The 22,145-nt window shown below is 42.3% G+C and carries 16 protein-coding genes; 15 read left to right on the top strand and 1 reads right to left on the bottom strand.

Annotated elements, in window-relative coordinates; genetic code table 11:
• Nucleotides 1–129: 129 nt before the first annotated feature.
• From G626_RS15055 to G626_RS17145, 15 genes are all read left to right on the top strand, one after another.
• Nucleotides 130–396 carry a type II toxin-antitoxin system Phd/YefM family antitoxin gene (locus tag G626_RS15055; protein WP_022931143.1) on the top strand — a complete coding sequence of 89 codons (267 nt, stop codon included), beginning with the start codon at nt 130–132 and terminating at the stop codon, nt 394–396.
• Nucleotides 397–414: 18 nt separating this feature from the next.
• Nucleotides 415–843, top strand: a complete 429-nt coding sequence (locus tag G626_RS0102120) for a type II toxin-antitoxin system VapC family toxin (RefSeq protein WP_022931144.1) — start codon at nt 415–417, stop codon at nt 841–843.
• Between the two features lie 151 nt (nt 844–994).
• Nucleotides 995–2,101 (top strand): mannonate dehydratase, encoded by a 1,107-nt coding sequence (gene uxuA, locus G626_RS15060; protein ID WP_022931145.1) that lies wholly within the window; start codon nt 995–997, stop codon nt 2,099–2,101.
• Nucleotides 2,102–2,111: 10 nt separating this feature from the next.
• Nucleotides 2,112–3,686 carry a mannitol dehydrogenase family protein gene (locus G626_RS0102130; protein WP_022931146.1) on the top strand — a complete coding sequence of 525 codons (1,575 nt, stop codon included), beginning with the start codon at nt 2,112–2,114 and terminating at the stop codon, nt 3,684–3,686.
• Nucleotides 3,683–4,660, top strand: coding sequence for a hypothetical protein (locus G626_RS0102135; protein WP_022931147.1), 978 nt, complete (start codon nt 3,683–3,685; stop codon nt 4,658–4,660). The genes G626_RS0102130 and G626_RS0102135 overlap by 4 nt, the downstream gene beginning before the upstream one ends.
• A 24-nt stretch (nt 4,661–4,684) precedes the next feature.
• Nucleotides 4,685–6,169: a glucuronate isomerase gene (uxaC, locus tag G626_RS0102140; RefSeq protein ID WP_022931148.1), complete on the top strand. Its 1,485-nt coding sequence runs from the start codon at nt 4,685–4,687 to the stop codon at nt 6,167–6,169.
• Between the two features lie 133 nt (nt 6,170–6,302).
• The gene (gene cimA / locus G626_RS0102145) at nt 6,303–7,868 is read left to right on the top strand and encodes a citramalate synthase (protein WP_022931149.1); all 1,566 of its coding nucleotides are present in this window, start codon (nt 6,303–6,305) and stop codon (nt 7,866–7,868) included.
• Between the two features lie 73 nt (nt 7,869–7,941).
• Nucleotides 7,942–9,564, top strand: coding sequence for a leucine-rich repeat domain-containing protein (locus G626_RS0102150; protein ID WP_022931150.1), 1,623 nt, complete (start codon nt 7,942–7,944; stop codon nt 9,562–9,564).
• 21 nt (nt 9,565–9,585) lie between these two features.
• The gene (gene ilvD / locus G626_RS0102155) at nt 9,586–11,271 is read left to right on the top strand and encodes a dihydroxy-acid dehydratase (RefSeq protein WP_022931151.1); all 1,686 of its coding nucleotides are present in this window, start codon (nt 9,586–9,588) and stop codon (nt 11,269–11,271) included.
• 38 nt (nt 11,272–11,309) lie between these two features.
• Nucleotides 11,310–11,984, top strand: coding sequence for a LolA family protein (locus tag G626_RS0102160; RefSeq protein ID WP_022931152.1), 675 nt, complete (start codon nt 11,310–11,312; stop codon nt 11,982–11,984).
• A 6-nt stretch (nt 11,985–11,990) separates the two neighbouring features.
• Nucleotides 11,991–13,085 (top strand): helix-turn-helix domain-containing protein, encoded by a 1,095-nt coding sequence (locus G626_RS0102165; RefSeq protein WP_022931153.1) that lies wholly within the window; start codon nt 11,991–11,993, stop codon nt 13,083–13,085.
• A gap of 18 nt (nt 13,086–13,103) precedes the next feature.
• Nucleotides 13,104–14,513, top strand: a complete 1,410-nt coding sequence (gene rimO, locus G626_RS15065) for a 30S ribosomal protein S12 methylthiotransferase RimO (protein ID WP_022931154.1) — start codon at nt 13,104–13,106, stop codon at nt 14,511–14,513.
• A gap of 28 nt (nt 14,514–14,541) precedes the next feature.
• A complete protein-coding gene (locus tag G626_RS0102175; RefSeq protein WP_022931155.1) occupies nt 14,542–16,482 on the top strand; it encodes a diguanylate cyclase domain-containing protein in 1,941 nt (646 codons plus the stop codon).
• Nucleotides 16,469–18,700 carry an ATP-dependent helicase gene (locus tag G626_RS0102180; protein WP_022931156.1) on the top strand — a complete coding sequence of 744 codons (2,232 nt, stop codon included), beginning with the start codon at nt 16,469–16,471 and terminating at the stop codon, nt 18,698–18,700. Before G626_RS0102175 ends, G626_RS0102180 begins: the two co-directional genes overlap by 14 nt.
• Before the next feature lie 121 nt (nt 18,701–18,821).
• Nucleotides 18,822–20,771: a GGDEF domain-containing protein gene (locus tag G626_RS17145; protein WP_022931157.1), complete on the top strand. Its 1,950-nt coding sequence runs from the start codon at nt 18,822–18,824 to the stop codon at nt 20,769–20,771.
• On the opposite strand, the gene G626_RS0102190 is transcribed toward G626_RS17145, so the two are convergent.
• Nucleotides 20,768–22,129, bottom strand: coding sequence for an OmpA family protein (locus G626_RS0102190; RefSeq protein WP_022931158.1), 1,362 nt, complete (start codon nt 22,127–22,129; stop codon nt 20,768–20,770). The genes G626_RS17145 and G626_RS0102190 overlap by 4 nt on opposite strands.
• Nucleotides 22,130–22,145: the final 16 nt, after the last annotated feature.

Raw genomic sequence — 22,145 nt, forward strand, 5'->3', positions numbered from 1 at the left:
TCGTGCTATAATCCTTACAGAAAATTAGAAAAGAGGTAAAGCTAAAAAATTGCTGCATCGCAATTTTTTTTAACGCTTTGCTATTGAACACCGGCTGCTCTGACCGGCAGCCTTACACAGGAGGTATCTATGTGCAGAACTTCTATTTATGAGGCGCGCAATAATTTTTCGGCTCTGGTAAAAACGGCCGAAGAGGGCGAGGTTGTTGAGCTTACCCGCTATGATAAGCCTGTGGCGGTGATTATGAGTTATTCTGAATATGAGGACAGAAAAGCAAATAAAATTGACTGGCTTACTAAATGGCGTAATGAGCATAAAGGTGAACTCGATGATATGGGCTTTGATTTTACACCGTCAAGAGAATGTCCTGACTATTCAAAAGATCCATGGGCTTAGGGTAGAGGAGGTAATGAAATGAAAAAGACTTATTTATTGGATACGAATATAGTATCAGAGTTTGTTAAAGAAAGACCTGATGAACAGGTAATTGATTTTTACAATGCAAGAAGAGACTTATGTGCAATATCGGCTGTTACCTGGCAGGAAATAATTCGTGGAATAACACGAATGCCAGAAGGTAAAAGAAAGAAAACATTGTTAAGCTTTTTGAGTGATTTAGATTCGAATATGGATGTAATTTCCTACGACAAATTTGCTTCTCAAATCTGTGGTGAAATTCAGGCTGCTGCAGAAAAAGACGGTAAAAAAGTTCCTTTTTATGATTCTCAGATTGCGGCTACTGCCATTTCTAACGGAATGGTGCTGGTAACACACAATACTTCAGACTTTGAGCAGTTTAAGGAAAAATCATTTCTGCGTCTGGAAGACTGGTTTACAGCGTAAATAATCTTCTGTGGTAAAAGCGGTCGGATTCGGCCGCTATTTTTTTTAGGGATATTTCCTCATTTTTAATATTGTTATACTAGTATGCAAGTATTTTAGTTGATAAATCGATTGACTAATGTTATACTGAAAATACTAGGAGTATATTTTTATGGAAATGACTTTGCGCTGGTATGGAACCGGCTTTGATTCAGTTACTTTGCAGCAGATTAGACAGGTGCCGGGAGTTCACGGTGTTATCACCACTTTGTACGATTCTGTTCCTGGTGATGCCTGGGAACTTGCTGCTATTCAGAAAATCAAAAAGGAAGTTCAGGACGCTGGTCTTAAGATTGCCGGAATTGAAAGCGTAAATATTCACGACGATATTAAAATTGGTGGCGGCGACCGCGATAAATACATCGAAAACTACATTAAGACATTGGAGCGCCTTGGTCAGGAAGATATCCACATGGTTTGCTACAACTTTATGCCTGTTTTCGACTGGACCCGCAGCGAGCTTGCCCGCGTTTGCGAAGATGGTTCTACTGTTCTTGCCTACAACTCTAAGGCAATTGATGGTGTTAAGCCTGAGGAAATGTTTGCTTCTATTGATAAGGATTCAAACGGCTTTATTCTTCCTGGCTGGGAACCAGAGCGCATGGCCCGCGTAAAAGAGCTTTTTGAAATGTACAAGAGTGTAGACGAGGAAAAGCTTTTCAATAATCTCGTTTATTTCCTTAAGGCAATTATGCCTGTCTGCGATAAATACAATATTGATATGGCAATTCATCCGGATGATCCGGCCTGGCCTGTATTTGGTCTGCCACGCATCATCACAAGTCAGGATAAGGTTTGCCGCATGCTCAAGGCTGTAGACAACCCTCACAATGGTTTGACCTTCTGTACAGGAAGCTACGGTACTAACCGCAAGAATGATCTTTGTGAGTTTATTAAGGCTGCTCAGGGACGCATTCACTTTGCACATGTTCGTAACCTTAAGTTCAACACTGCAATTGATGATCCTGTCCTGGACTTCCAGGAATCTGCTCACCTTTCGAGCACAGGTTCTTTTGATATGTTCAAGATTGTAAAGACTTTGTACGAAACAGGCTTCGACGGAGTTATCCGCCCGGATCACGGACGTATGATCTGGGGTGAAAAGGCAATGCCAGGCTATGGTCTTTACGACCGCGCTCTTGGTGCTACATATCTCCAGGGCCTCTGGGAAGCCTGCGAAAAGACAATTGACCGCAGCAATGTAAAACTTTATAGATAGAAGGCACATTATGAAATTAACTATCGAAGGAATAAAAAATACTGCGGAATGGGAAGCAAAAGGTTATTCCCTTCCAAAATTTGACCGTGCAGCTGTTGAAGCTGCCACTAAGGCAAATCCTTTCTGGATTCATTTTGGTGCAGGAAATATTTTCCGCGCCTTCCAGGCTAACGTTGTTCAGGAGCTTTTGAACAAGGGAGTTCTTGACCGCGGTCTTGTTGTAGCAGAAGGCTACGACTACGAAATCATTGAAAAGATGTATCGTCCACACGACAACATCGGCGCTCTTGTTACTTTGAAGTCCAGCGGTTCAGTTGAAAAAACTGTAGTCGGCTCTATTATGGAAGCCCTTGCCGCAGACAGCGAAAACGAAAAAGACTGGGCCCGCCTTTGTGAGATTTTCCGTAATCCATCCCTTCAGATGGTTACTTTTACAATTACAGAAAAGGGCTACCTTCTTCGCAATGCAGCAGGCGTTTCAATGCCTGGTGTTGAAGACGACTTTGCGGCAGGCCCAGTTCTTCCAAAATCATACATTGGTAAGGTAGTAACTCTTCTTCACGAACGCTATGTAAATGGCGAGCTTCCAATCGCTATGGTCAGCATGGATAACTGTTCTCACAACGGTGACAAACTTTATGCTGCTGTAAACGAGTTTGCAAAGGAATGGGAAAACCGCGGTGTATGTAAGCCTGGCTTCCTCGACTATGTAAACAACAATTCTAAGGTCAGCTTCCCTTGGACAATGATTGATAAAATCACTCCTCGCCCTGACGCAAAAATTGAAAAGATTCTGGCTGATGATGGAATTGAGCAGCTTGAGCCGGTTATCACAAGTAAGAAAACTTACGTTGCTCCTTTTGTAAACGCAGAGGAGTGCCAGTATCTTGTTATTGAAGATAATTTCCCTAACGGCCGCCCTGAACTCGAAAAGGCAGGTCTTTACTTTACAGACCGCGCAACTGTAGACAAGGTAGAAAAGATGAAGGTTTGTACATGTCTCAATCCTCTTCATACCTTCCTTGCTGTTAGTGGTTGCTTACTCGGTTACACTTTGATTGCTGATGAAATGAAAGATCCTGATTTGCTGCGTCTTGTTAAGAGACTCGGTTACGACGAAGGACTGCCTGTTGTAGTTGATCCTGGAATCATTAAGCCTCGCGACTTTATTGACGAGGTTGTAAATATCCGTATTCCAAATCCATTTATGCCTGATACACCACAGCGCATTGCCTGCGATACTTCTCAGAAACTCAGCATCCGTTTTGGTGAGACTATAAAGGGATACCTTGGTCGCAGCGACCTCCACGTTGCAGACCTCAAGGTTATTCCTCTTGTATTTGCCCTCTGGCTGCGCTACCTTACAGGAATCGGTGATGACGGAAAAGCTTTTGAACTCAGTCCGGATCCTCTGCTGGATGAATGCAAGAAGTATGTTCCTGACGACATTGATTCACTTCTTCACCGCAAGGAAATTTTTGGCGTAGACTTGTTTGAAGCAGGTCTTGCTGATATAGTGAAAGAGTACTTTGCAAAACTTTCTGCCGGAAAGGGCTCAGTTCGCGAAGTGCTTAAGTCACTATGAAAAAACTTTTCTTTATAATCTTCTTTTTTTCACAATTCTTTGCAATTGCTTTTGCTCAGGAAGAGACACAGCCTCAGCCTGAGCGGGCAGTGCAAAGTCCAAAAAATCTTTTTATTCCAAATCTCACTTTTAAAATGCTTCAGATTGATGAAAAGGACTTTGTCTTTTCACCTTCTGCAAATCTTCAGTACGCCAGAATAAAAGGGCAGAATACTGAAGCTAAAGGACCGGACATGATTATGACTGGTCTCAGTTATTCTCAGGATTATTTTACGCAGGGACTGGGGCCAGATGAAGTAAAGCGGATTCATGGCTGCAGTGCCATGCTGAATATTACGGCCGGAAAAAATGGTTTTATGGGAATGCTGGCTTCTAATGGGGAGGTACCTTTTTCAAGTCTTAAGACTCTGACAGGAGCCTTGCTCTATACCCGCCAGTTTATCAAGACGGAGAATAAAAATCTTACCGGTGGCATTGGACTTATTGTGGGCGACTTTGATGTTAGTTTTAAGGGCATGGATATTTATTTTTTTCTGCTTCCTGTTTTCTCCTTTAATTATAAGAATGATATTTTGTCTGCCTCGATTTCAATGATGGGACCTCCTTCTGTAAAGTTTACTCTGTTTCCCAGGTCAATGTTCCGTTTCAGAGGCAGCCTTGGTCTGATTGGTTTTAAGTCCATAAGAGATTTAGGTTTTGACTGTGCAATTATGTGCTATCCTTTTGTTAATACCAGGGCAAAAGATTTAATTTATTTTGCTGTCGGAGTCATGAATAAAAATTCCAGCTTTGTTCTTAAGGATAAAACAAAATACAGCTTTCAGTATTATTCTTTTTATGGAGAAATTAATGCTTCTTTTGCTTCCCTGCAGTGTGGTTATAATTTTGATGGAAAAAGAATGATAGAAAAAGAAATTGCAGGAGATTTGTATAAAGGACTCTTTGCTTCTCTTAACCTAATGTTTATGTTGTGATATACTAGTATTCGAGGTAAAAACATGAAAACTTTTCTTGATGAAGATTTTATTTTGCAGAGCGAAGCAGCTCAGACTTTATATCATAAATATGCAGAAAATCAGCCGATTTTCGATTTTCATAATCATTTGAGCCCTCTGGAAATTTTTGAAAACAAACCTCTTGGAAATCTTGCAAATGCCTGGCTGGATCATGACCACTACAAATGGCGGGCAATGCGTGCAGCTGGAGTTGATGAAAAGCTGATTACCGGCCATCTCAATAAAGATGGTTCGGTGAAGCCGGTGGTTGAGTGTCCGCAAAGCGGACGTATCGAAACCGCCGAGTACGATTACAACAGATATCTTGCCTTTGTCCGCACTCTTCAGCTCTGTCCGGGAAATCCTTTGTATCACTGGAGTCATCTTGAGCTCAAGCGCTATTTTGGAATTGATGTTCCTGTGACAGAAAAAAATGCCCGCGAAATCTGGGACAAGTGTAATGCCCTTCTTGCAAAAGCAGAATATAGCCCACGCGGCCTGCTCGAAAAAATGAATGTCCGCGAGCTTTGCACAACCGACGACCCTCTGGACACTCTTGAATGGCATAAAAAAATTGCCGGCGATTGGAAGAACTGCAAGGTTCGTCCTTCCTTCCGCCCGGACATCCCTCTGTCTCCTGAAAATCCGGCATATCCGGCATATATCAGCCGCCTGCAGGAAATGGACGGTACAAGATTTACTTCTATAAATGATATGATTGCAGCCCTTGGCCGCCGCATGGACTTTTTTAAGACTAACGGCTCTGTTGTTAGTGACCACTCACTCGAAGGGGATTTTTATCTTCCAACAAAATTTGATGATGTAAACTACATTTTCGAAAAAGCCTGGATTGGTAAAAAACTCCGTCCAGATGAAATTGCACAGTATAAGGGCTGGGTGCTCACAGAACTCGGCAAGCTTTATGCTCAGAAAGGCTTTGTAATGCAGATTCATATCGGAGCCCTTCGCGACAACAACTTTGCAATGCTTTCTGCAGCCGGAAAAAATATCGGCGAAGACAGCCTTAATGATTTTAATTTTGCTCCTCAGCTTGGCGCAGTTCTCAACGCAATTTACAGCGCATTTGGTGGTTTCGATAAACCTGCTTCGCAGGCACTCAACCACCGTGGTCCACGCACAATTCTTTACAATCTCAATCCAAAAGATAACGAAGCTCTTGCTACAATGGCCGCAAACTTCCGCAACTGTCAGTTTGGTCCGGCCTGGTGGTTCAATGATCACAAAGACGGAATCGAAGAACAGCTTCGTGTGTATGCCCGCACAGCTCCCCTGGGCTCTTATGTGGGTATGCTTACAGACAGCCGCAGCTTCCTTTCTTATCCTCGCCACGAATACTTCCGCCGCATTCTCTGCAATTTTGTCGGCAACTTAGTAGAGCAGGGCGAGTTCCCCTGGGATGAAGAAAATCTGGGCGAACTGGTAAAGCGCATTTGCTATGAAAATTCAATTGAGTTCTTTAAGCAATAATATTGCCACACGGATTCGGAATTACTAACGTAATTCCATTATATTTTGTTTATGATTTTGCGTTAGCAAAATCCAATCCGTGTGGTTATATTCTCCACTTGCAAAACACTTATATTTCTTCCATAATCAGACTATGAAGAAAATTGAGATTCTTGATTCGACATTACGAGACGGTGCTCAGGGCGAGGGTATAAGCTTTTCTGTTCAGGACAAGCTTCACATCTGCCGTGAGCTCGACGAGCTTGGTGTTACCTATATTGAAGCGGGGAACCCGGGGTCGAATCCTAAGGATATGGAGTTTTTCAAAGCGGTAGCGGATGTTAAATTTAAGAACGCACAGGTTTGTGCCTTTGGTTCTACCCGCCGTAAAAATTGCCGCTGCGAAGATGATGCAAATCTCAAGAGTCTTCTTGCTGCCAATACAAAAACAGTTGTAATCTTTGGTAAGTCCTGGACTTTCCAGGTAACAGATATTCTCAAAACTACTCCTGAAGAAAATCTCAAAATGATACGCGAGTCCTGCGAGTATCTTGTAAAAAACGGTCGCAAGGTAATCTACGACGCAGAACATTTTTTCACTGCCTACGAAGAAGACAAGGCCTATGCCCTTGAATCTCTCAAGGCAGCTGTAGAAGGCGGTGCCAGTGTACTTTGTCTCTGCGAAACAAAGGGCGGCTTTATGATTGATGAATGCCGACGAGCTGTTGCTGAGGTAGTTAAACTTTACGGCAAAAAGGTTACCGTTGGAATCCACACTCATAATGACTGCGGCTTAGCCGTGGCTAACTCACTTGTTGCGGTAAAAGAAGGCGCTACTCATGTTCAGGGTGTTCTCCTTGGTTTTGGCGAGCGCACCGGTAACGCAAATCTTTCAACAATCATTCCTAATCTTCAGATAAAAATGGGCTATCAGGTTATTCCCCAAGAGAGCCTTAAAAATCTTACTTCTAGCTGCAAGCGTGTTGCGGAGCTCACAAATATCCGGGTAAATCCTCAGTCTCCTTATGTCGGTAAAGATGCCTTTGCCCACAAGGCCGGAATGCATATTGATGCTGTACTCAAAAATCCTTTTGCCTACGAGCATATAGAGCCGGAATCTGTAGGCAACAGCCGCGTTTTCCTTATGAGTGAAGTCGCAGGCCGTTCCACAATTCTCGAAAAAATCCGCCGCTTTGCCCCGGAAGTAAAACGCAACGACCCGATTGTAAGCGACCTTATGGCTAAGGTAAAAGAACTCGAGTCTGCAGGCTATCAGTTTGAAGGTGCCGACGGTTCTTTTGAGCTTCTGGTTCGCAAAATGCTTGGCCAGTATAAGCCTTTCTTTAAGCTTCACTACTATCAGACAACCGGTTCTAATCCGCGGCCGGAAGAGGGCGTTTGCTGCTGTGCCCAGATTAAGGTTGAAGTAGACGGTAACTTTGAAATTACAGCGGGTGAGGGAGACGGTCCTGTCAACGCGCTCGATATTGCCCTTCGTAAGGCTCTGGAAAAGTTTTATCCGGTTGTTTCTAACTTCCGGCTTGTGGACTATAAGGTACGTGTTCTCGACTCTAAGTCTGCAACTGCGGCCCGCGTTCGTGTAATCATTGAATCTACAGACGGCCAGACCAGCTGGACTACCGTGGGCGTTTCTTCCGACGTAATTGAAGCCTCATGGATAGCCCTGGTAGATTCATTTGAATTAAAGCTTAGTAAATAGATTGCTACAAAATCCGTGTGACAAATTCTCTTTCCTATGGTAAAATAGACAAAACTGTTTTTAAGGAAAGTTTATGAGCTCTTATATCAAAAAAAACGGACTTATTTATTCTGAAGATTTACACACTGTTCTTGGTGTTGATGATACAGTTCCAGATTTTACCGGCCGTATTCCTTTTGGCGCCCATATAATTGATGACGAAGTTTTTACAGAATGCCCTTATGAATCAATCTCATTGCCGGATTCTGTAACAAAACTTGGTAATGCTCTTTTTGCAGATTCAAAGGCTCTCGAAAAGGTAAAGCTTCCTTCCGGTCTTACAGAGCTGCCTGATAATCTTTTTGCGGGATGTTCGGCTCTTACTAAAGTTACAATGCCTAATGCAGTTTCAGCTTTTTCTAAAGGGCTTTTTAAAAACTGCGAATCTCTTCCAGAAATTCCTTTCCGTGCAGGAATTACTACTTTACCGGAAAGTGTTTTTGAAGGCTGTAAATCAATTAAATCTCTTGTAATTCCACCAACAGTTCGCCGTATTGAGTCTCGTGCTGTTGCAGATTGTACTTCGCTCGAAAGTGTAGTTTTCCCTACAAGTCTTGAGTATGTAGCCCCAGATGCCTTTGAAGGCTGTACAGCTCTCCGCAATCTTCGTGTAGATGGTGATACAGGTCTTTTCTACATTGGTGAAAATGACGGCTGTTTGTATGAAGCCGCAGACGAAGGAGACAGAATTGTTCTTCGTGTAAACGGTGCTGCAGGTCAGTCAGTTTCTTTCTATAAGGATAATGCTGATGATATTTCTGCCGGTTTTGCAGAAGTTGATGATGAAGATTTCGAAGAGGATGATACCTTCAGCGCAGAAATTGGTGCCTCTGCAGAAGAAGCAGAATTTATGCAGGTAAAGGAGCAGTCAGAAGCATCTGGTCCAGCTGCCTTTGCCGATGAAGGAAAATTTGAGAATAATCCTCCTGAGCCGGTATTTGAAAAGCCTCAGGTTAATGAAGATAGAGCAGTTGATTCTATGCTGGCTGATATTATGGGCGAAGAAAAAGAGCGTTCTGCTGCCACTGAAGATGTAGCTGTAAGTGAAGAAGAAAGTCAGGTGCTTTCACATACTATGTCTGTTATGTCTGATTCTTCACTTTCAACTGAGCCTGCTGTTTCTAATGATGAACTTGAAAAGCTTTTTGCTAAAAACGAAGAGGCTGAACTTGCTACTCACAATGCTGATAATCCAGATGTTCTCGACAGCAAAGCCCAGATTCTCACCGATTCTGTCGGCTTAAGTAAGATAATAGAGTGCCAGCCAAAGGGCCAGCTTCCAGATGATCCTGAATTATTTGTAATTGCTGAAAAGCTTGTTAAAGATGAAAATGGAAAAGATAACTTCTCATCTAAGCTTATAGCCTGCTGTAATTATTTTGCAAAGATTCAGGATTACAAGCGAATCATTATGCTTTATGGACTCCCACTTGATAATGATGAATTTGCAGAGTTCTTCAGACATTTTATTTCTAAAAAGAATGTTATACTTGCCTGTGAGGCAGAATCTCCTTCGACACTTTCTGATTTTGGAAAAACAATCTGCGATTACGCCCGAATCAGTTTGAAAAAAGAAGAGCTTGCCCAGCAGCGACACTCTGCTCTTGAAAAAACAAAAACACTCGTAAAACTTGTCATTAGAGATAAATACGAGTAAAATCACCACGAGGAAAAAAATATGAAAAGTGATAACGCAAAAAAAGGTGTTGCCCGTGCGCCACACCGCTCATTGTTTTACGCAATGGGATATACTGATGAAGAATTAGATCGCCCTCTCGTTGGCGTTTGTTGTGCAAAGAACGAGATTATTCCCGGCCATATTGAACTTGACCGCATTGCCGAGGCTGTAAAAGCCGGCATCCGTATGGCTGGTGGTACTCCTGTAGAGTTCCCTGCAATCGGTGTCTGCGACGGAATTGCCATGGGCCACGAAGGAATGAAGTATTCCCTTGTTACCCGCGAACTCATTGCAGACTCAATTGAATGTATGACAAAGGCTCATCAGTTTGATGCCCTCGTTATGATTCCTAACTGCGACAAAATTGTTCCCGGTATGCTGATGGCCGCAGCCCGCCTGGATCTTCCTACAGTTTTCTGTTCCGGTGGACCTATGATGCCAGGTCACCTGCCTGGAAAGGATGAGTCGAACCCATACAGCGGCCGTAATTTGTCGCTTACTGATATGTTTGAAGCCGTTGGCGCTGTTGCCAGCGGACGTATAAATGAAGACCAGCTTCGCGAAATGGAAACTGTTGCCTGTCCTGGCTGTGGTGCCTGCTCGGGAATGTTTACCGCAAACTCTATGAACTGCCTTACAGAATCTATTGGCCTTGGCCTGCCTGGAAACGGAACAATTCCTGCTGTAAGTGGCCGCCGTATAGCTCTTGCAAAGCACGCCGGTATGAAGGTTATGGAAATGTTTGAAAAGGGGATTACAGCCCGCAAGATGCTCACAATGAAAAACTTTGAGAATGCCCTTGCTGCAGATATGGCTCTGGGCTGTTCTTCGAATACAATGCTGCACCTGCCTGCAATCGCCCACGAAGCAGGCTTAAGCATTGACCTTCACATGGTAAATGAAATCTCTAACAGAACTCCAAATCTCTGTCACCTGGCTCCTGCCGGTCACACCTTTATGTGCGAGCTCGATGATGCTGGTGGTGTACAGGCTGTTCTTGCAGAGCTTGCTAAGAAAAATCTGATTGATACAAGTCTTATGACTGTAACCGGCCACACAGTCGCAGAAAATATCGCCGGAGTTCGCAACCGCAACCCGGAGGTTCTCCGCCCAATTGAAAATCCATTCAGTGACAACGGTGGACTCGCTATTTTGTTTGGAAATCTTGCTCCAAACGGAACTGTTGTAAAACGTTCTGCCTGTGCAAAAGAGCTTATGAAGCACACAGGACCAGCCCGCGTTTTCAACGACGAAAGCGAAGCAATGGATGCAGTACAGAACCGCCAGATTAAGAGCGGGGACGTTGTTGTTATCCGTTACGAAGGACCAAAGGGCGGCCCTGGTATGAGAGAAATGCTTGCTGTAACTGCCGCACTTGCCGGCCAGGGACTGGACAAGGAAGTTGCCCTCATTACAGACGGCCGCTTCTCAGGTGCTACCCGAGGTGCTTCTCTTGGTCACTGTTCTCCTGAAGCTGCCGTAGGCGGTCCAATTGCTCTGGTTCAAGAGGGTGATATGATTACTCTCGACATCAATAACTACAAGATTACCCTTGAAGTAAGCGATGAAGAGCTTGAACGCCGCCGTGCTGCCTGGAAAGCACCGGAACCTAAAGTAAAGTCAGGATATCTGGCACGTTACGCTAAGCTTGTCTCTTCTGCCGATAAAGGTGCTATTCTTGAATAAATAGACAATTTCCAGATTTCTCTATATAATGTAATGATATGAAAAAGCATGTAATTTCATTTTGCGCACTTTTTATTTCTACAGTTTTATTTGCACAGAACATAACAACTGCCAGCGCATATTTTAAGACTATTTCTGAATATTACGGCACAATTAAAGATTACGAAGTAGATTTTGAAATCAAAATAGAAAAGAACGAGTCTCGAGGAAAGCTTTCTTTTAAGGCACCTAATCTTTTGAGAATGGACTACACAAATCCTGAAGAACAGGTAATCTGCTTCAACGGAGATATGCTCACCATCTACATCAAAGAGCCGGCAGAAGCAGTTCTTCAGCAGCAGGTAACTCCAGGTTCTGCCGGTAATGCAACAAATCTTTCAACACCTCAGGGGCTCTCTCTCATGTCCCGCTATTATACTGTCGCTTATGAGACTGGCCAGAACCCGGAACCTCTCGAAGAAGGTTCTGACGAAATGGTTGTAAAACTGATTCTTACAAGAAAGAGTGCTTCAGAAGCCTTCCGTTATATAAAACTTGCAATTAACAATGAAACAAAGCTTATTCGTCGTATAGAAGCAGTTACTCCTAAAGGGGAGGAATTTGTTTTTGACTTCTTTGATTATGTGCTGAATCAGGATCTTTCTGAACAGCGTTTTGTTTACGATGCTCCATCTTCGGCAAACAATTACAATAACTTCCTCTTTACGGAGTAGTGTGGTATGGAAAGCTACGGCGAACTTTTAAGAACAACACGCGAATCAAAGCAGCTTGACCTGGACCGTGCAAGCCGCGAAATCTCAATAGAAAAAAGATATCTTGCAGGACTTGAAGAAGAAGACAATTCTGTTTTCCCTGGCGATGCCTATATGGTGGGCTTTCTTAAGAATTATGCAGATTACCTTGAACTTGATTCTGAATTCATACTTAAGCTTTACCGCAACAAACAGATTCAGGAATCGCCGCTGCCTCAGGGGCTTTACGAGCCTCACCGCCCGCGCTACTTTTTACCGGCAATCATAATTCCTTCTGTTCTTCTTGTAGCAGTTGTCGTAACTGTTCTTATTCTTATCAACGTTAAAAAGAAAAATAAGACAGATGATGGTGTAGTTGTTGCCAGCGGTATGAAAAGCCGTCAGTACGAACTTTCTGATAAAAAGTTTACCCAGCGTGTTTATAAGGGAGATCAGCTTTTTATTCCTACAGAAAACGATGGAAAAATCATTCTTACAGTACGCGATACTCTTTCTGCCTTTGGAATTGATACTCCTTCCGGAGTTTACTATATCGAACTTGCAGAAGAATCTGAACTTGATATAAACGGCGATAATGCGTCGGACATGATTGTTTATGTTTCGGACATTTCTTCAACTGATGAAAGCCGTGGTGCCGAAGTAAGCATTCTTCTCCGCCATGGTGTTGCAGTTGAGCCAACTTCTGTTGTTGCGGCAGAAGAAATTCCATTTGCTTCAGAGGTTAAGTCTTCACATCCATATAAGGTTATTCACGAAGATAACCGTGCATATCCGTTTACGGTTAATGCAAGCTTCCGTGGTCCTTGTCTCTTCCGCGACCGTGTTGATAATTCTCACTCTGTAGAGTCTTACTTTGCCCGTGGCGATCTCTTTACTGCAACTCCACGTAACGGTATCCGCCTCTGGATGTCTAACTTCAACACTGTAAAAATCACAATCATTGCAGATTCCAAGTCTTTCGATCTTGATATTGGTGCTGCAGGTCAGATTTTCGTTGAAGATATCAAGTGGATTAAAGATACAGACGGCAAGTATAAGCTTGTTGTAATCGAACTCGACTAATCATCCCCAGGGAACAATATGAAATTTTTTATAGACCAGCACGGTTGTGCCAAAAACCAGACCGACGGAGAACTCATTGCGGGCTTTTTGATGGAGCGCGGCTATGAGTTTACCCTCAATGCCGATGAAGCAGATTTTATTCTCGTTAATTCCTGCGGCTTTATTCAATCAGCTAAAAAAGAATCAATTGATGCTGTTTGTAATATCAAACAGGCATATCCAAATGCAAAGCTTGTACTTACCGGCTGCCTGGCCGAGCGTTATGCAGACCAGCTTATAGAACAGATGCCCGAACTAGACGGTGTTTTTGGCAACGGCGACCTCTCTAAAATAGCTGATTTTATGGACAGCATAAAAAAGCAGCGTGGAGCAGAAACTTTCCCCCAGAAGGGTGTTTGCGGTGGTGACCGCCCTGTAATTTTCAACTTCCCGGGCTCTGCCTTTGTTAAAATCACAGAAGGCTGTTCAAATCACTGTTCATTCTGTGCAATTCCTCTTATCCGCGGTGAGCTTAGAAGCCGAAAAGAAACAGAAATTCTCCGTGAAATAAAAAAACTTGTAAAAGACGGTGTTTACGAAATCAATCTGATAGGGCAGGATCTTGCTGCTTATGGTAGTGATACAAAGACTTCACTGGCCGAGCTGCTCAAAAAAATCACCGAAATTCCGGGCGACTTTATTGTACGTCCTCTTTACATCCACCCGGATCATTTCTCTGATGATATTATTGAAGCAATTAAGGCCGGAAAAGGCCGCCTGCTTCCATATTTTGATATTCCTTTTCAGAGCGGCGATGACGGAATAATTCTTGCAATGAACCGCACCGGTTCTTTTAAGGAGTATACCGCTCTTGTAAAGAAAATCCGCCGCCAGTTACCGGGAGCTGTCCTCCGCACAACCTTCCTTACAGGCTTTCCCGGCGAATCAGACGAGGCGGCCGAAAATACAGCCCGCTTCCTCGAAGAAATTCAGCCGGACTGGTCTGGCTGCTTCCCTTACAGCCGCGAGGAGGATACTCCTGCCTACAGTATGAAGGGCCGTGTGCCTGCTAAAACCGCCAAAGCCCGTGCAGCACGGCTTGAAGAGCTTCAGACAGCCATTACTGCAGACCACCTGCAGCGCTATGTAGGAAAAGAACTCGAAGTTCTGGTTGAAGAACTTGTGACAGGCGGCGAGAGCCAGGAAAACTCAGAAAATGTGGAAGAAGAAGGCCTCGCAATCGGTCGTGCCTGGTTCCAGGCTCCGGAAGTAGACGGTTCTGTTGTAATCCGCTACGACCTGGATGATAAAGAGGCCCTTACATCCCTAAAAGCCGGCTCGGTAGTAACTGTAAAAGTGCTTGCCAGCACAGGTGTGGACCTGGATTCCAGATTTATCAAAATTTCTCGAAAAAAGAGCGAAAAAAACGAGCGAAAATTTGTTTTCTAGTGTATAATGGTAAAATCGGACTAGAAAAATGAAAGTTATTGCAGTTTTAATTCCGACATTTAATATTGAATACAGCCTTGATGTTTTAAGTGGTATTTCTGATTATTTTCATGACAAAGAAGCTAAGGTAGTAATCATTCAAACACGAATTCCCGGTATAAATACAGGTGCATTTGATTACCAGTACTGTACCGGCTTTGAATATGCAAAATCAAAGGAAGTAGATGCAATAATCTGTGTAAGCGGACTTTATGCTTCCCAAATGAAGGAAGACCGCCTCCGCGAAATGTTCAAAGAATTTGAACCAAAACCTATAATTTCCATTGCTCTGGACCCGCTCACAAAAAACGGCTATGTCATTCAGGCAGACTGCCGCAAAAGCATAAAAGACATTGTAAATCATCTGAAACGTGAGCATGACTGCAAAAAAATTGCCTTCTTTTCTGCAAACGAAACAAAATCCAAAGAAGCCCTTGAGCGCTACGACGCTTTTACAGCAGCTCTTGATGCCTGTAAGCTTACTTTCTATCCGGATATGGTTTATGACGGTAATTTTACAGACTTTAAGGCTCATGATGAAATAATTGCCCGCTTTAAATCAAAAAATGACATTCCTTTTGATGCTGTTGTCTGTGCAAACGACATGATGGCTTCCGGCTGTATCCGAGCCTTTGAAGAAATAGGGGTAAGGGTTCCTCAGGATGTTAAGGTTATTGGATTTGATGATGCCATTGTTGCAAGCATGATGACTCCAAAACTTTCAACAATCAATCAGGATATTTACAGCCAGGGCTATGAAGCAGCGGAAATTGCAGACCGTGTTTTGAACGGCGAAAAAATGAAAAAGATTCTTTTGAATCCTCTGGTTCCAAAGTTCCGTCAGTCCTGTGGCTGCATAGGTATGGACCGTTCAATGCCTATCTACAAAAATGTTGATGGCGAAATCTGTTCTGATTTGAACGAAAAGAATGACGGCGTAATGCAGTTTGTAAATGCTCTGAATGAAAAAAATACAATTGTAACCCTTATGGATACAATCCGGGGCTTTAATACCCTTAAGCAGATGTTCTTCAGCTTAAAGTATATTACAAGTGAGTGTGCTATGAGCGGTCTTGCAATTCACTTTTTTAAGGAAGTTCAGCTTATAGATTCAGAAAAGGAATTTGTTTTGCCGGATAAGGCAGAACTTCATATGTTCTATACTGAATTAAATAAAACAGAAGTTTTCAGACCAGGGCTTACATCAGATCCACATGAAAAGATTTTCCCTGCCAGAACAATGGAAGACATAAGCGGAGTATTTCTTCTTAATCCGATTTTCCTTGGAGAAGCAAACTATGGATACATGATATGCCGCATAAAAGAAAAAAAGTTTGCTGATTATAACGTGTATCTTAAAATCATTATGAATGCTGTTGCTCAGGCTTATGAATATACAAGTAAGATTCAGGAAGGCCGCAATCTTGAACGGGAAAATTCTGATCTTGCACTGCAGTCTCGTATGGATGAGCTTACCGGTATTCTTAACCGCCGCGGCTTTATAGAGCAGGGCCAGGCTGCCCTTGACCTTTTGCAGGAAACCGATACTTCTGGTGTAATCTTTTTTGCAGATATGGACGGCCTCAAAAAAATCAACGATACTTACGGACACGAAATGGGTGACAAGGCAATTATGCTTCAGGCTCGTGTTCTTAAAGATATTTTCCGTTCTTCTGATGTTATTGGCCGTCTGAGTGGAGATGAGTTTGGTATTGTTGCTCTGGGTATGAAAATTGGTTATGTAGAACATACAAAGCTGAAAATTGATATGCTCTGCAAAAAAGTTTCAATAGAAAATCAACTGCCATTTACACTTTCAATAAGTCTTGGTGCGGTTGATTTACAGAAGTCCAGTGTTTTGAAACAGTTACTCAGCGAAGCAGATAAAGATCTTTATAAAGAAAAAAAGAAAAAGCATGCAAGACAATAATTATCTCGATTCACTTAATGAAGAGCAGAGGGCGGCCGTAGTTCACGAAGGTTCGCCCCTTTTAATTCTTGCGGGTGCCGGTTCCGGCAAGACCCGTGTAATTACAACTAAAATTGCCTATCTCATAAAAGAAAAGAATATAGATCCCTGGTCTATCCTTTCGGTAACCTTTACAAAAAAGGCAGCCAACGAAATGCGCGAGCGTGCCGTTGCAATTGATGAACGTGCTTCTGATGCAAAGATTCAGACTTTCCACTCCTTTGGTTCCTGGTTTCTGCGAAAGTTTGCAGAGCATGGTGGGGTAGAGCCAACCTTTTCTGTTTATGATGATGATGATATGGCAACTCTGATAAAAAAGGCAGAACCGTCTCTTTCTGCAAAAGAAGTCCGCCTTGCAGCTCATCAGATTTCTCTTTGTAAGGATTATTGTCTTACACCGGAAGATGACCTTGGAATTATAGGCAGTGAGTTTGATTTAAACGATATCTATTCAAAATATCAGAAGCGGCTTCGGGCAACCGGTAATGCTGATTTTGGTGATTTAATTATGCTGCCGGTACAGATTCTCGAGTCTTACAGTGAAATTGCAGACTACATTCACAATCTTTTTAAAGTGATTATGGTGGATGAGTATCAGGACTCTAACATTGCTCAGTACCGTCTGCTTCAGAACCTTTCCGGGGTAAAGCAGGGCAGCGGAACTTACGTCTGCGTTGTTGGTGATGATGACCAGTCTATTTACAAATTCCGTGGCGCAGAAGTAGAAAATATTCTTACCTTCCCGGAAAAGTTCCCGGGTACTGAAATCATAAAACTTGAGCGAAACTACCGTTCTACTGCAAGTATTCTTAATGCGGCAGGCCTTGTCGTAAAAAAGAACCATCACGGTAGCCTTGAAAAAACTCTGGTTGCCGACCGGGGTGAGGGTGGAAAGCCTGTTCTTGCATTTTTACCTGACCAGAATGCAGAGGCAAAGTTTACGGCAGACCTTGTGTTGAAATCTCTTGAGGGGGAAGGGGGCCGGCCTAAGGCTAAATATTCGGATTGGGCAATTCTTTACCGTACCAATGCTCAGTCTCTCGGCTTTGAAAAAGAATTTCTGCACAGAAAGATTCCTTATGTTGTTGTTGGTTCCCTTAAGTTCTATGAACGCGAAGAAATCAAAGATACTCTTGCCTATATTTCCTTCTGTGCAAACCACAAGGACGAAATTTCCTTCCGTCGAATAATAAATAAACCGCCGAGGGGAATAGGCGAAAAAACACAGGACAAGCTGATGGAAACGGCCTTCACACTTAATCCGGAAGGAGTGCCTGTATATTCTGATTTGCTTGAAAACCTTAAAAACCATAAGGATGGACTTTCCAAAAAGGCAGGCGAGGGGGCCGGTACTTTTATAAAGCTTTTTGAAACTCTTGCCGGCTGCTTTGATGAAAATAAGAATCTTTCTGATTTTGTCGAAAGGGTTATCCGCGATTCCGGCCTGGATGAATACCATAAAGCCGGAGACGAGATTGAAGGAACAACCCGGGTACAGAACCTTCAGGAACTGGTTAATACTGCAGTTCCGTATAAGTGTACAATGGATGGTCTCTTGCAATTCCTTGATGCTATCAACCTGGACCGAACTCTTGATGCAGAAAATCAGGCTGTTGGCGACGATGCAGTTACTCTTATCACACTGCATAATACCAAGGGTCTGGAATATAACCGGGTAATCATAACCGGCCTTGAAGAAGGTGTTTTTCCCCGTATGGAAAAGGTTGGTGCAGAACTGGAAGAAGAACGCCGCCTCTTTTACGTAGGAATTACCCGAGCCCGCGATGAACTGTACGTTACATCAACTGCAAAGCGCTGTCTTTACGGCCGCTGGGATTTTATGCGGCCAAGTCCTTTTATAAAAGAAGCCGCAGAAGCCTTTACGGTGATTGGCCAGGCTCCTTTTGGCTTCTCGACCCGAAAATCTTCTCCTTACGGACAGTTTGGCCGCGATGCCTCTGCTTTTGCTGCTGCAGGTTCTGCTCCTGGGGATTCTGGACTGGCTTCTAAGTGGAAAAAAGGCCTGCACGTTTACCACGATGACTATGGAGACGGTGCAATTGTGAATGCTTACAATAATTCCGGCGAATTTGTAATAGAAGTGCAGTTTTCTACCGGTACAAAAAAGAAATTCCTGCCCCAATATCAGGCCAAATCGCTCGAAATTATAAAGGATTAACTATAATAATTTTTTATAATGACAAACCCATATTTTTCATTTATAATTAACTTAGCCCATAAAGTTAACAATAATTTATTTAAAAATATTTATTTAAAATTTTAATGATTGGTATGAGAGTATGCGAATAGGGCTTATAATCGATTATGTAGTTTCTGAATACGCGGAAAGAATAATCCGTGGTGTCTCGCTTGCGTGTCAGGAAAAAAATGCAGAGCTTATTGTCTTTTCAATAGGACGAATTCAAGATTTAAGCGGTGCATTTGACTATCAGAATGCAGCAGTATCTTCCTTTGTTTCTTCAAAGAATCTTGACGGAGCAATTTTTATTTCCGGTTCAATAATGCATTCTTTTAATAAAACAGAAGCTGCATCTTATATAAAATCCTTTAAACCTCTTCCTATTGCTAACATTTCAATGGAAATACAGGGAATTCCTTCTGTAATTGTAGAAAATGAAGAGGCTTATCAATCAATTATTGATGAACTTATAAAAAGACAGCACTGTCATAAATTCGGTATTCTTGGAGTTCGAGGAAATTTACCGGAAATAAAGAACCGTATTAAAAACATTAAGGCAATTCTTACAGAGCACAATATTGATGAAGATGATATTGTGGTATGGAAATCGGAATTGAGTTATGGTCCGACAATAGAGGATCTCCGTTCTTTTTACAGGGTTACAAGCAACTTTGATTTTGATGCAATTATATGTATGAATGATGAAATGGCCTTTGCCGCAATGGACTTCTGTAATGAAATCGGTAAAAAGGTTCCTGATGATGTTGTAGTTGTTGGTTTTGATAATCTTTACAATGCAGATACCTGTATACCAACTCTTACAACAATAAAGCAGAATTTTGAAGGCCAGGGCTACCTTGCTGCCTTAAATCTTATGAAAGAAATTGAAGGTAAACCCTGCGATAAGCTTACTGTTATGACTGCAATTCCTGTAATGAGGGAATCTACAAGGCGTGTAGCTTACGACAAAACTGCTCCTCATGCAAGAAATTTTGAATTTGAATCTGATGCAGAAAAGCCTTATTTAAGAACAAGCTCTGGCACTGAATGGTATAGAAAAAAGGGCGAGTTCTATCAGACTACAGCCTTTTATACAGAAATGCAGTCAGATATGACTTATGACCAGTTGTGCAAAAGAATAAATGATGATGTTCGTTCTTTTGGAATAAGTGCCTGTGCAATTGTTCTTTATGAAAAGCCTATAGAAATGGCTACTCCTTTTGATTATTTTCATCTTCCAAAGCAGGCTCATCTTTTTTCGGGTTTTGATGATACAACAGGCTTTGATTCAAATCTTGAAAAGAAAGAGATAAAATGTAATCCAAAAGAAATGATGCTTCCGGAAGGGGTAATGAAAATTACATCGGAAGGCGTTATTGTTTTTTCAATCTATCATTCTACCCTGCAGTATGGCTATATCGTTATAAGGCCAGGAAATTATGACAGTATTATTTATGATCTCTTTGTAAGGCTTTTATCTTCCACAATTGCTTCAGTTTATTCTTTCTCACTGGCTCACAGCGAAACTTCCCGTGTTCGTAAAAAGATTGATGAGCTGGATCTTATTGCTTCTACAGATGAGCTCACAGGCCTTTATAACAGACGTGGTCTCTTTTCTTTTGGTGAAACTACGCTTAAATTTGCAAAAGCAATGGGACAGAGCGGTATGGTAATTTACTGCGATATGGATGGTCTCAAAAAAATAAACGACCTTTATGGTCATGAAGCCGGCGACCGTGCAATACTTGCAGAATCAATTATCTTAAAGAGTAACTTCCGTTCTAACGATATTATTTCCCGTATTGGTGGTGATGAATTTGCAATTATAAGCCCGGGCCTTACAAAAAAAGCCTTGAAAAAAATCCGGGAGCAGATAGATGAAGACTGCAGAATCTGGTCGGGAGGAAATGAACAGGGCTTTACTCTTTCTATAAGTATGGGCTTTGTTCCTTATCCATCTACAAAAATGGGCTATAAAATAACCCCGCTTTTAAGCGAGGCTGATGCATTAATGTATATGGAAAAAAGAGCTAAGAAAAAGAAGTCTTAGTTCCAGTCGCGCTGAATGTAAGTGGCACGCGGGCGGGCAATAATACGAACGCGGCGGTTCTGGGCGCGGCCGGCTTCTGTATCATTATCAGCAACAGGCATAGTACCGCCAAAACCCTTATAGGTGAAAATCTTTTCGTCCAGTCCTTCTTTTATAAGGGCATTCATAACTGTGCGGGTTCTTTCAATTGAAAGGTTTAGCTGTCCAACCGGTTTACCTACATCTGCAGTGTGTCCTTCTATCAGAATGGAATATCCTTCATCTTCCAGAATATCCATAAGTTTTTCTGCAATGAGCTCAATGCGGCCTTTTTCTTCAGGTAAGAGCTCTGGAGAATCTGGATAAAAACGCAGGTTCACATCAAACATATAACCAAGACTGGTATCAGAAATTGTAACTCCAGGAATCTTATTTTCATAGAAGTACTGCTTTACGGCATTATATTTTACGTAATAAGCAGGTGTTTTTTCCGGAACACTGATATCATAAATCAGGTTTTTCTTATCCAGGAGAATTACAACCTTGCCTTCCTGCAAAAGCTTAATGTTTTCTGGTACAGTAAGGATTTTAAGTGCATCGCGGTGCTTAATTACCGGGTCTGTGCGGTTGCGGCCGTAAACCTGAGAGGCCTTTATATAAAGCGGGTCTGAACCAACACGGTCTTCGTATTCTGCAACATCATCAGAATAATGATAACCGGCGAGGCCTTTTTCTGTAACAATCGAAGGTGTTACTATATTTTTTTCATAAATGCTGTTCATCTGGTCATCCCAGATTTGAGGGAAGAAGCAGGCATAAACTTCACTTTTTACATATTCACCGTGAACGGGAAAGGCTCCGCGGGCATCAATGATAATTCCGCTGAAGGCTCTTGAAGGAACCGACTCAATTGGTTTCTGCGGATTAAACGGATAGTTGTGTCTTACAAGCTGCTTTCCGATATCATTTATATTTGTCGTATTAGTAGTATTTAAATAATTGAGGTCTTTAGAAAAAACATCCGGTGTTTTGTGGCCGCTCATAATAAAGCTGTAAACCTGGTCTAAAGTAAGGTCTTCGTTTATTACTGCTTCAGAAAGGTCGTTTTCTGAATTCTCAAAAAGTGAAAGCAGGGGAGGCTGAATCAGGGGAAGCATTTTAGATTTGATGTATGCAGAAGCAACCTTTTTTCCAGATGGCATCTGAATATTTGCCTTGTTTGCATCCAGGGAAATATTTGTAACAAATTCCTTAGTAATCCAGTTGATTGAACTGATTGCTTCTATTTTAGTGTCATAATTTTGACTTGCCTGAGCAAAAAGTGGAACAATTGAAAAAACTGCCAGTGCTGCAGCAAGGGCAAGATGTCGTTTGAACATAATGGTTTTCCTCTTC

The sequence above is a fragment of the Treponema bryantii NK4A124 genome (assembly GCF_000421345.1).
Taxonomy (GTDB): domain Bacteria; phylum Spirochaetota; class Spirochaetia; order Treponematales; family Treponemataceae; genus Treponema_D; species Treponema_D bryantii_B.

Excerpts from the sequence above, each read along its gene's own strand:
- cimA (WP_022931149.1), top strand. The coding sequence starts at position 6,303 with ATGAAGAAAATTGAGATTCTTGATTCGACATTACGAGACGGTGCTCAG.
- G626_RS0102130 (WP_022931146.1), top strand. The coding sequence starts at position 2,112 with ATGAAATTAACTATCGAAGGAATAAAAAATACTGCGGAATGGGAAGCA.
- uxuA (WP_022931145.1), top strand. The coding sequence starts at position 995 with ATGGAAATGACTTTGCGCTGGTATGGAACCGGCTTTGATTCAGTTACT.
- G626_RS0102150 (WP_022931150.1), top strand. The coding sequence starts at position 7,942 with ATGAGCTCTTATATCAAAAAAAACGGACTTATTTATTCTGAAGATTTA.
- rimO (WP_022931154.1), top strand. The coding sequence starts at position 13,104 with ATGAAATTTTTTATAGACCAGCACGGTTGTGCCAAAAACCAGACCGAC.
- ilvD (WP_022931151.1), top strand. The coding sequence starts at position 9,586 with ATGAAAAGTGATAACGCAAAAAAAGGTGTTGCCCGTGCGCCACACCGC.
- G626_RS0102165 (WP_022931153.1), top strand. The coding sequence starts at position 11,991 with ATGGAAAGCTACGGCGAACTTTTAAGAACAACACGCGAATCAAAGCAG.
- G626_RS0102120 (WP_022931144.1), top strand. The coding sequence starts at position 415 with ATGAAAAAGACTTATTTATTGGATACGAATATAGTATCAGAGTTTGTT.
- G626_RS15055 (WP_022931143.1), top strand. The coding sequence starts at position 130 with ATGTGCAGAACTTCTATTTATGAGGCGCGCAATAATTTTTCGGCTCTG.
- G626_RS0102135 (WP_022931147.1), top strand. The coding sequence starts at position 3,683 with ATGAAAAAACTTTTCTTTATAATCTTCTTTTTTTCACAATTCTTTGCA.
- G626_RS0102190 (WP_022931158.1), bottom strand. The coding sequence starts at position 22,129 with ATGTTCAAACGACATCTTGCCCTTGCTGCAGCACTGGCAGTTTTTTCA.
- G626_RS17145 (WP_022931157.1), top strand. The coding sequence starts at position 18,822 with ATGCGAATAGGGCTTATAATCGATTATGTAGTTTCTGAATACGCGGAA.
- G626_RS0102175 (WP_022931155.1), top strand. The coding sequence starts at position 14,542 with ATGAAAGTTATTGCAGTTTTAATTCCGACATTTAATATTGAATACAGC.
- G626_RS0102180 (WP_022931156.1), top strand. The coding sequence starts at position 16,469 with ATGCAAGACAATAATTATCTCGATTCACTTAATGAAGAGCAGAGGGCG.
- G626_RS0102160 (WP_022931152.1), top strand. The coding sequence starts at position 11,310 with ATGAAAAAGCATGTAATTTCATTTTGCGCACTTTTTATTTCTACAGTT.
- uxaC (WP_022931148.1), top strand. The coding sequence starts at position 4,685 with ATGAAAACTTTTCTTGATGAAGATTTTATTTTGCAGAGCGAAGCAGCT.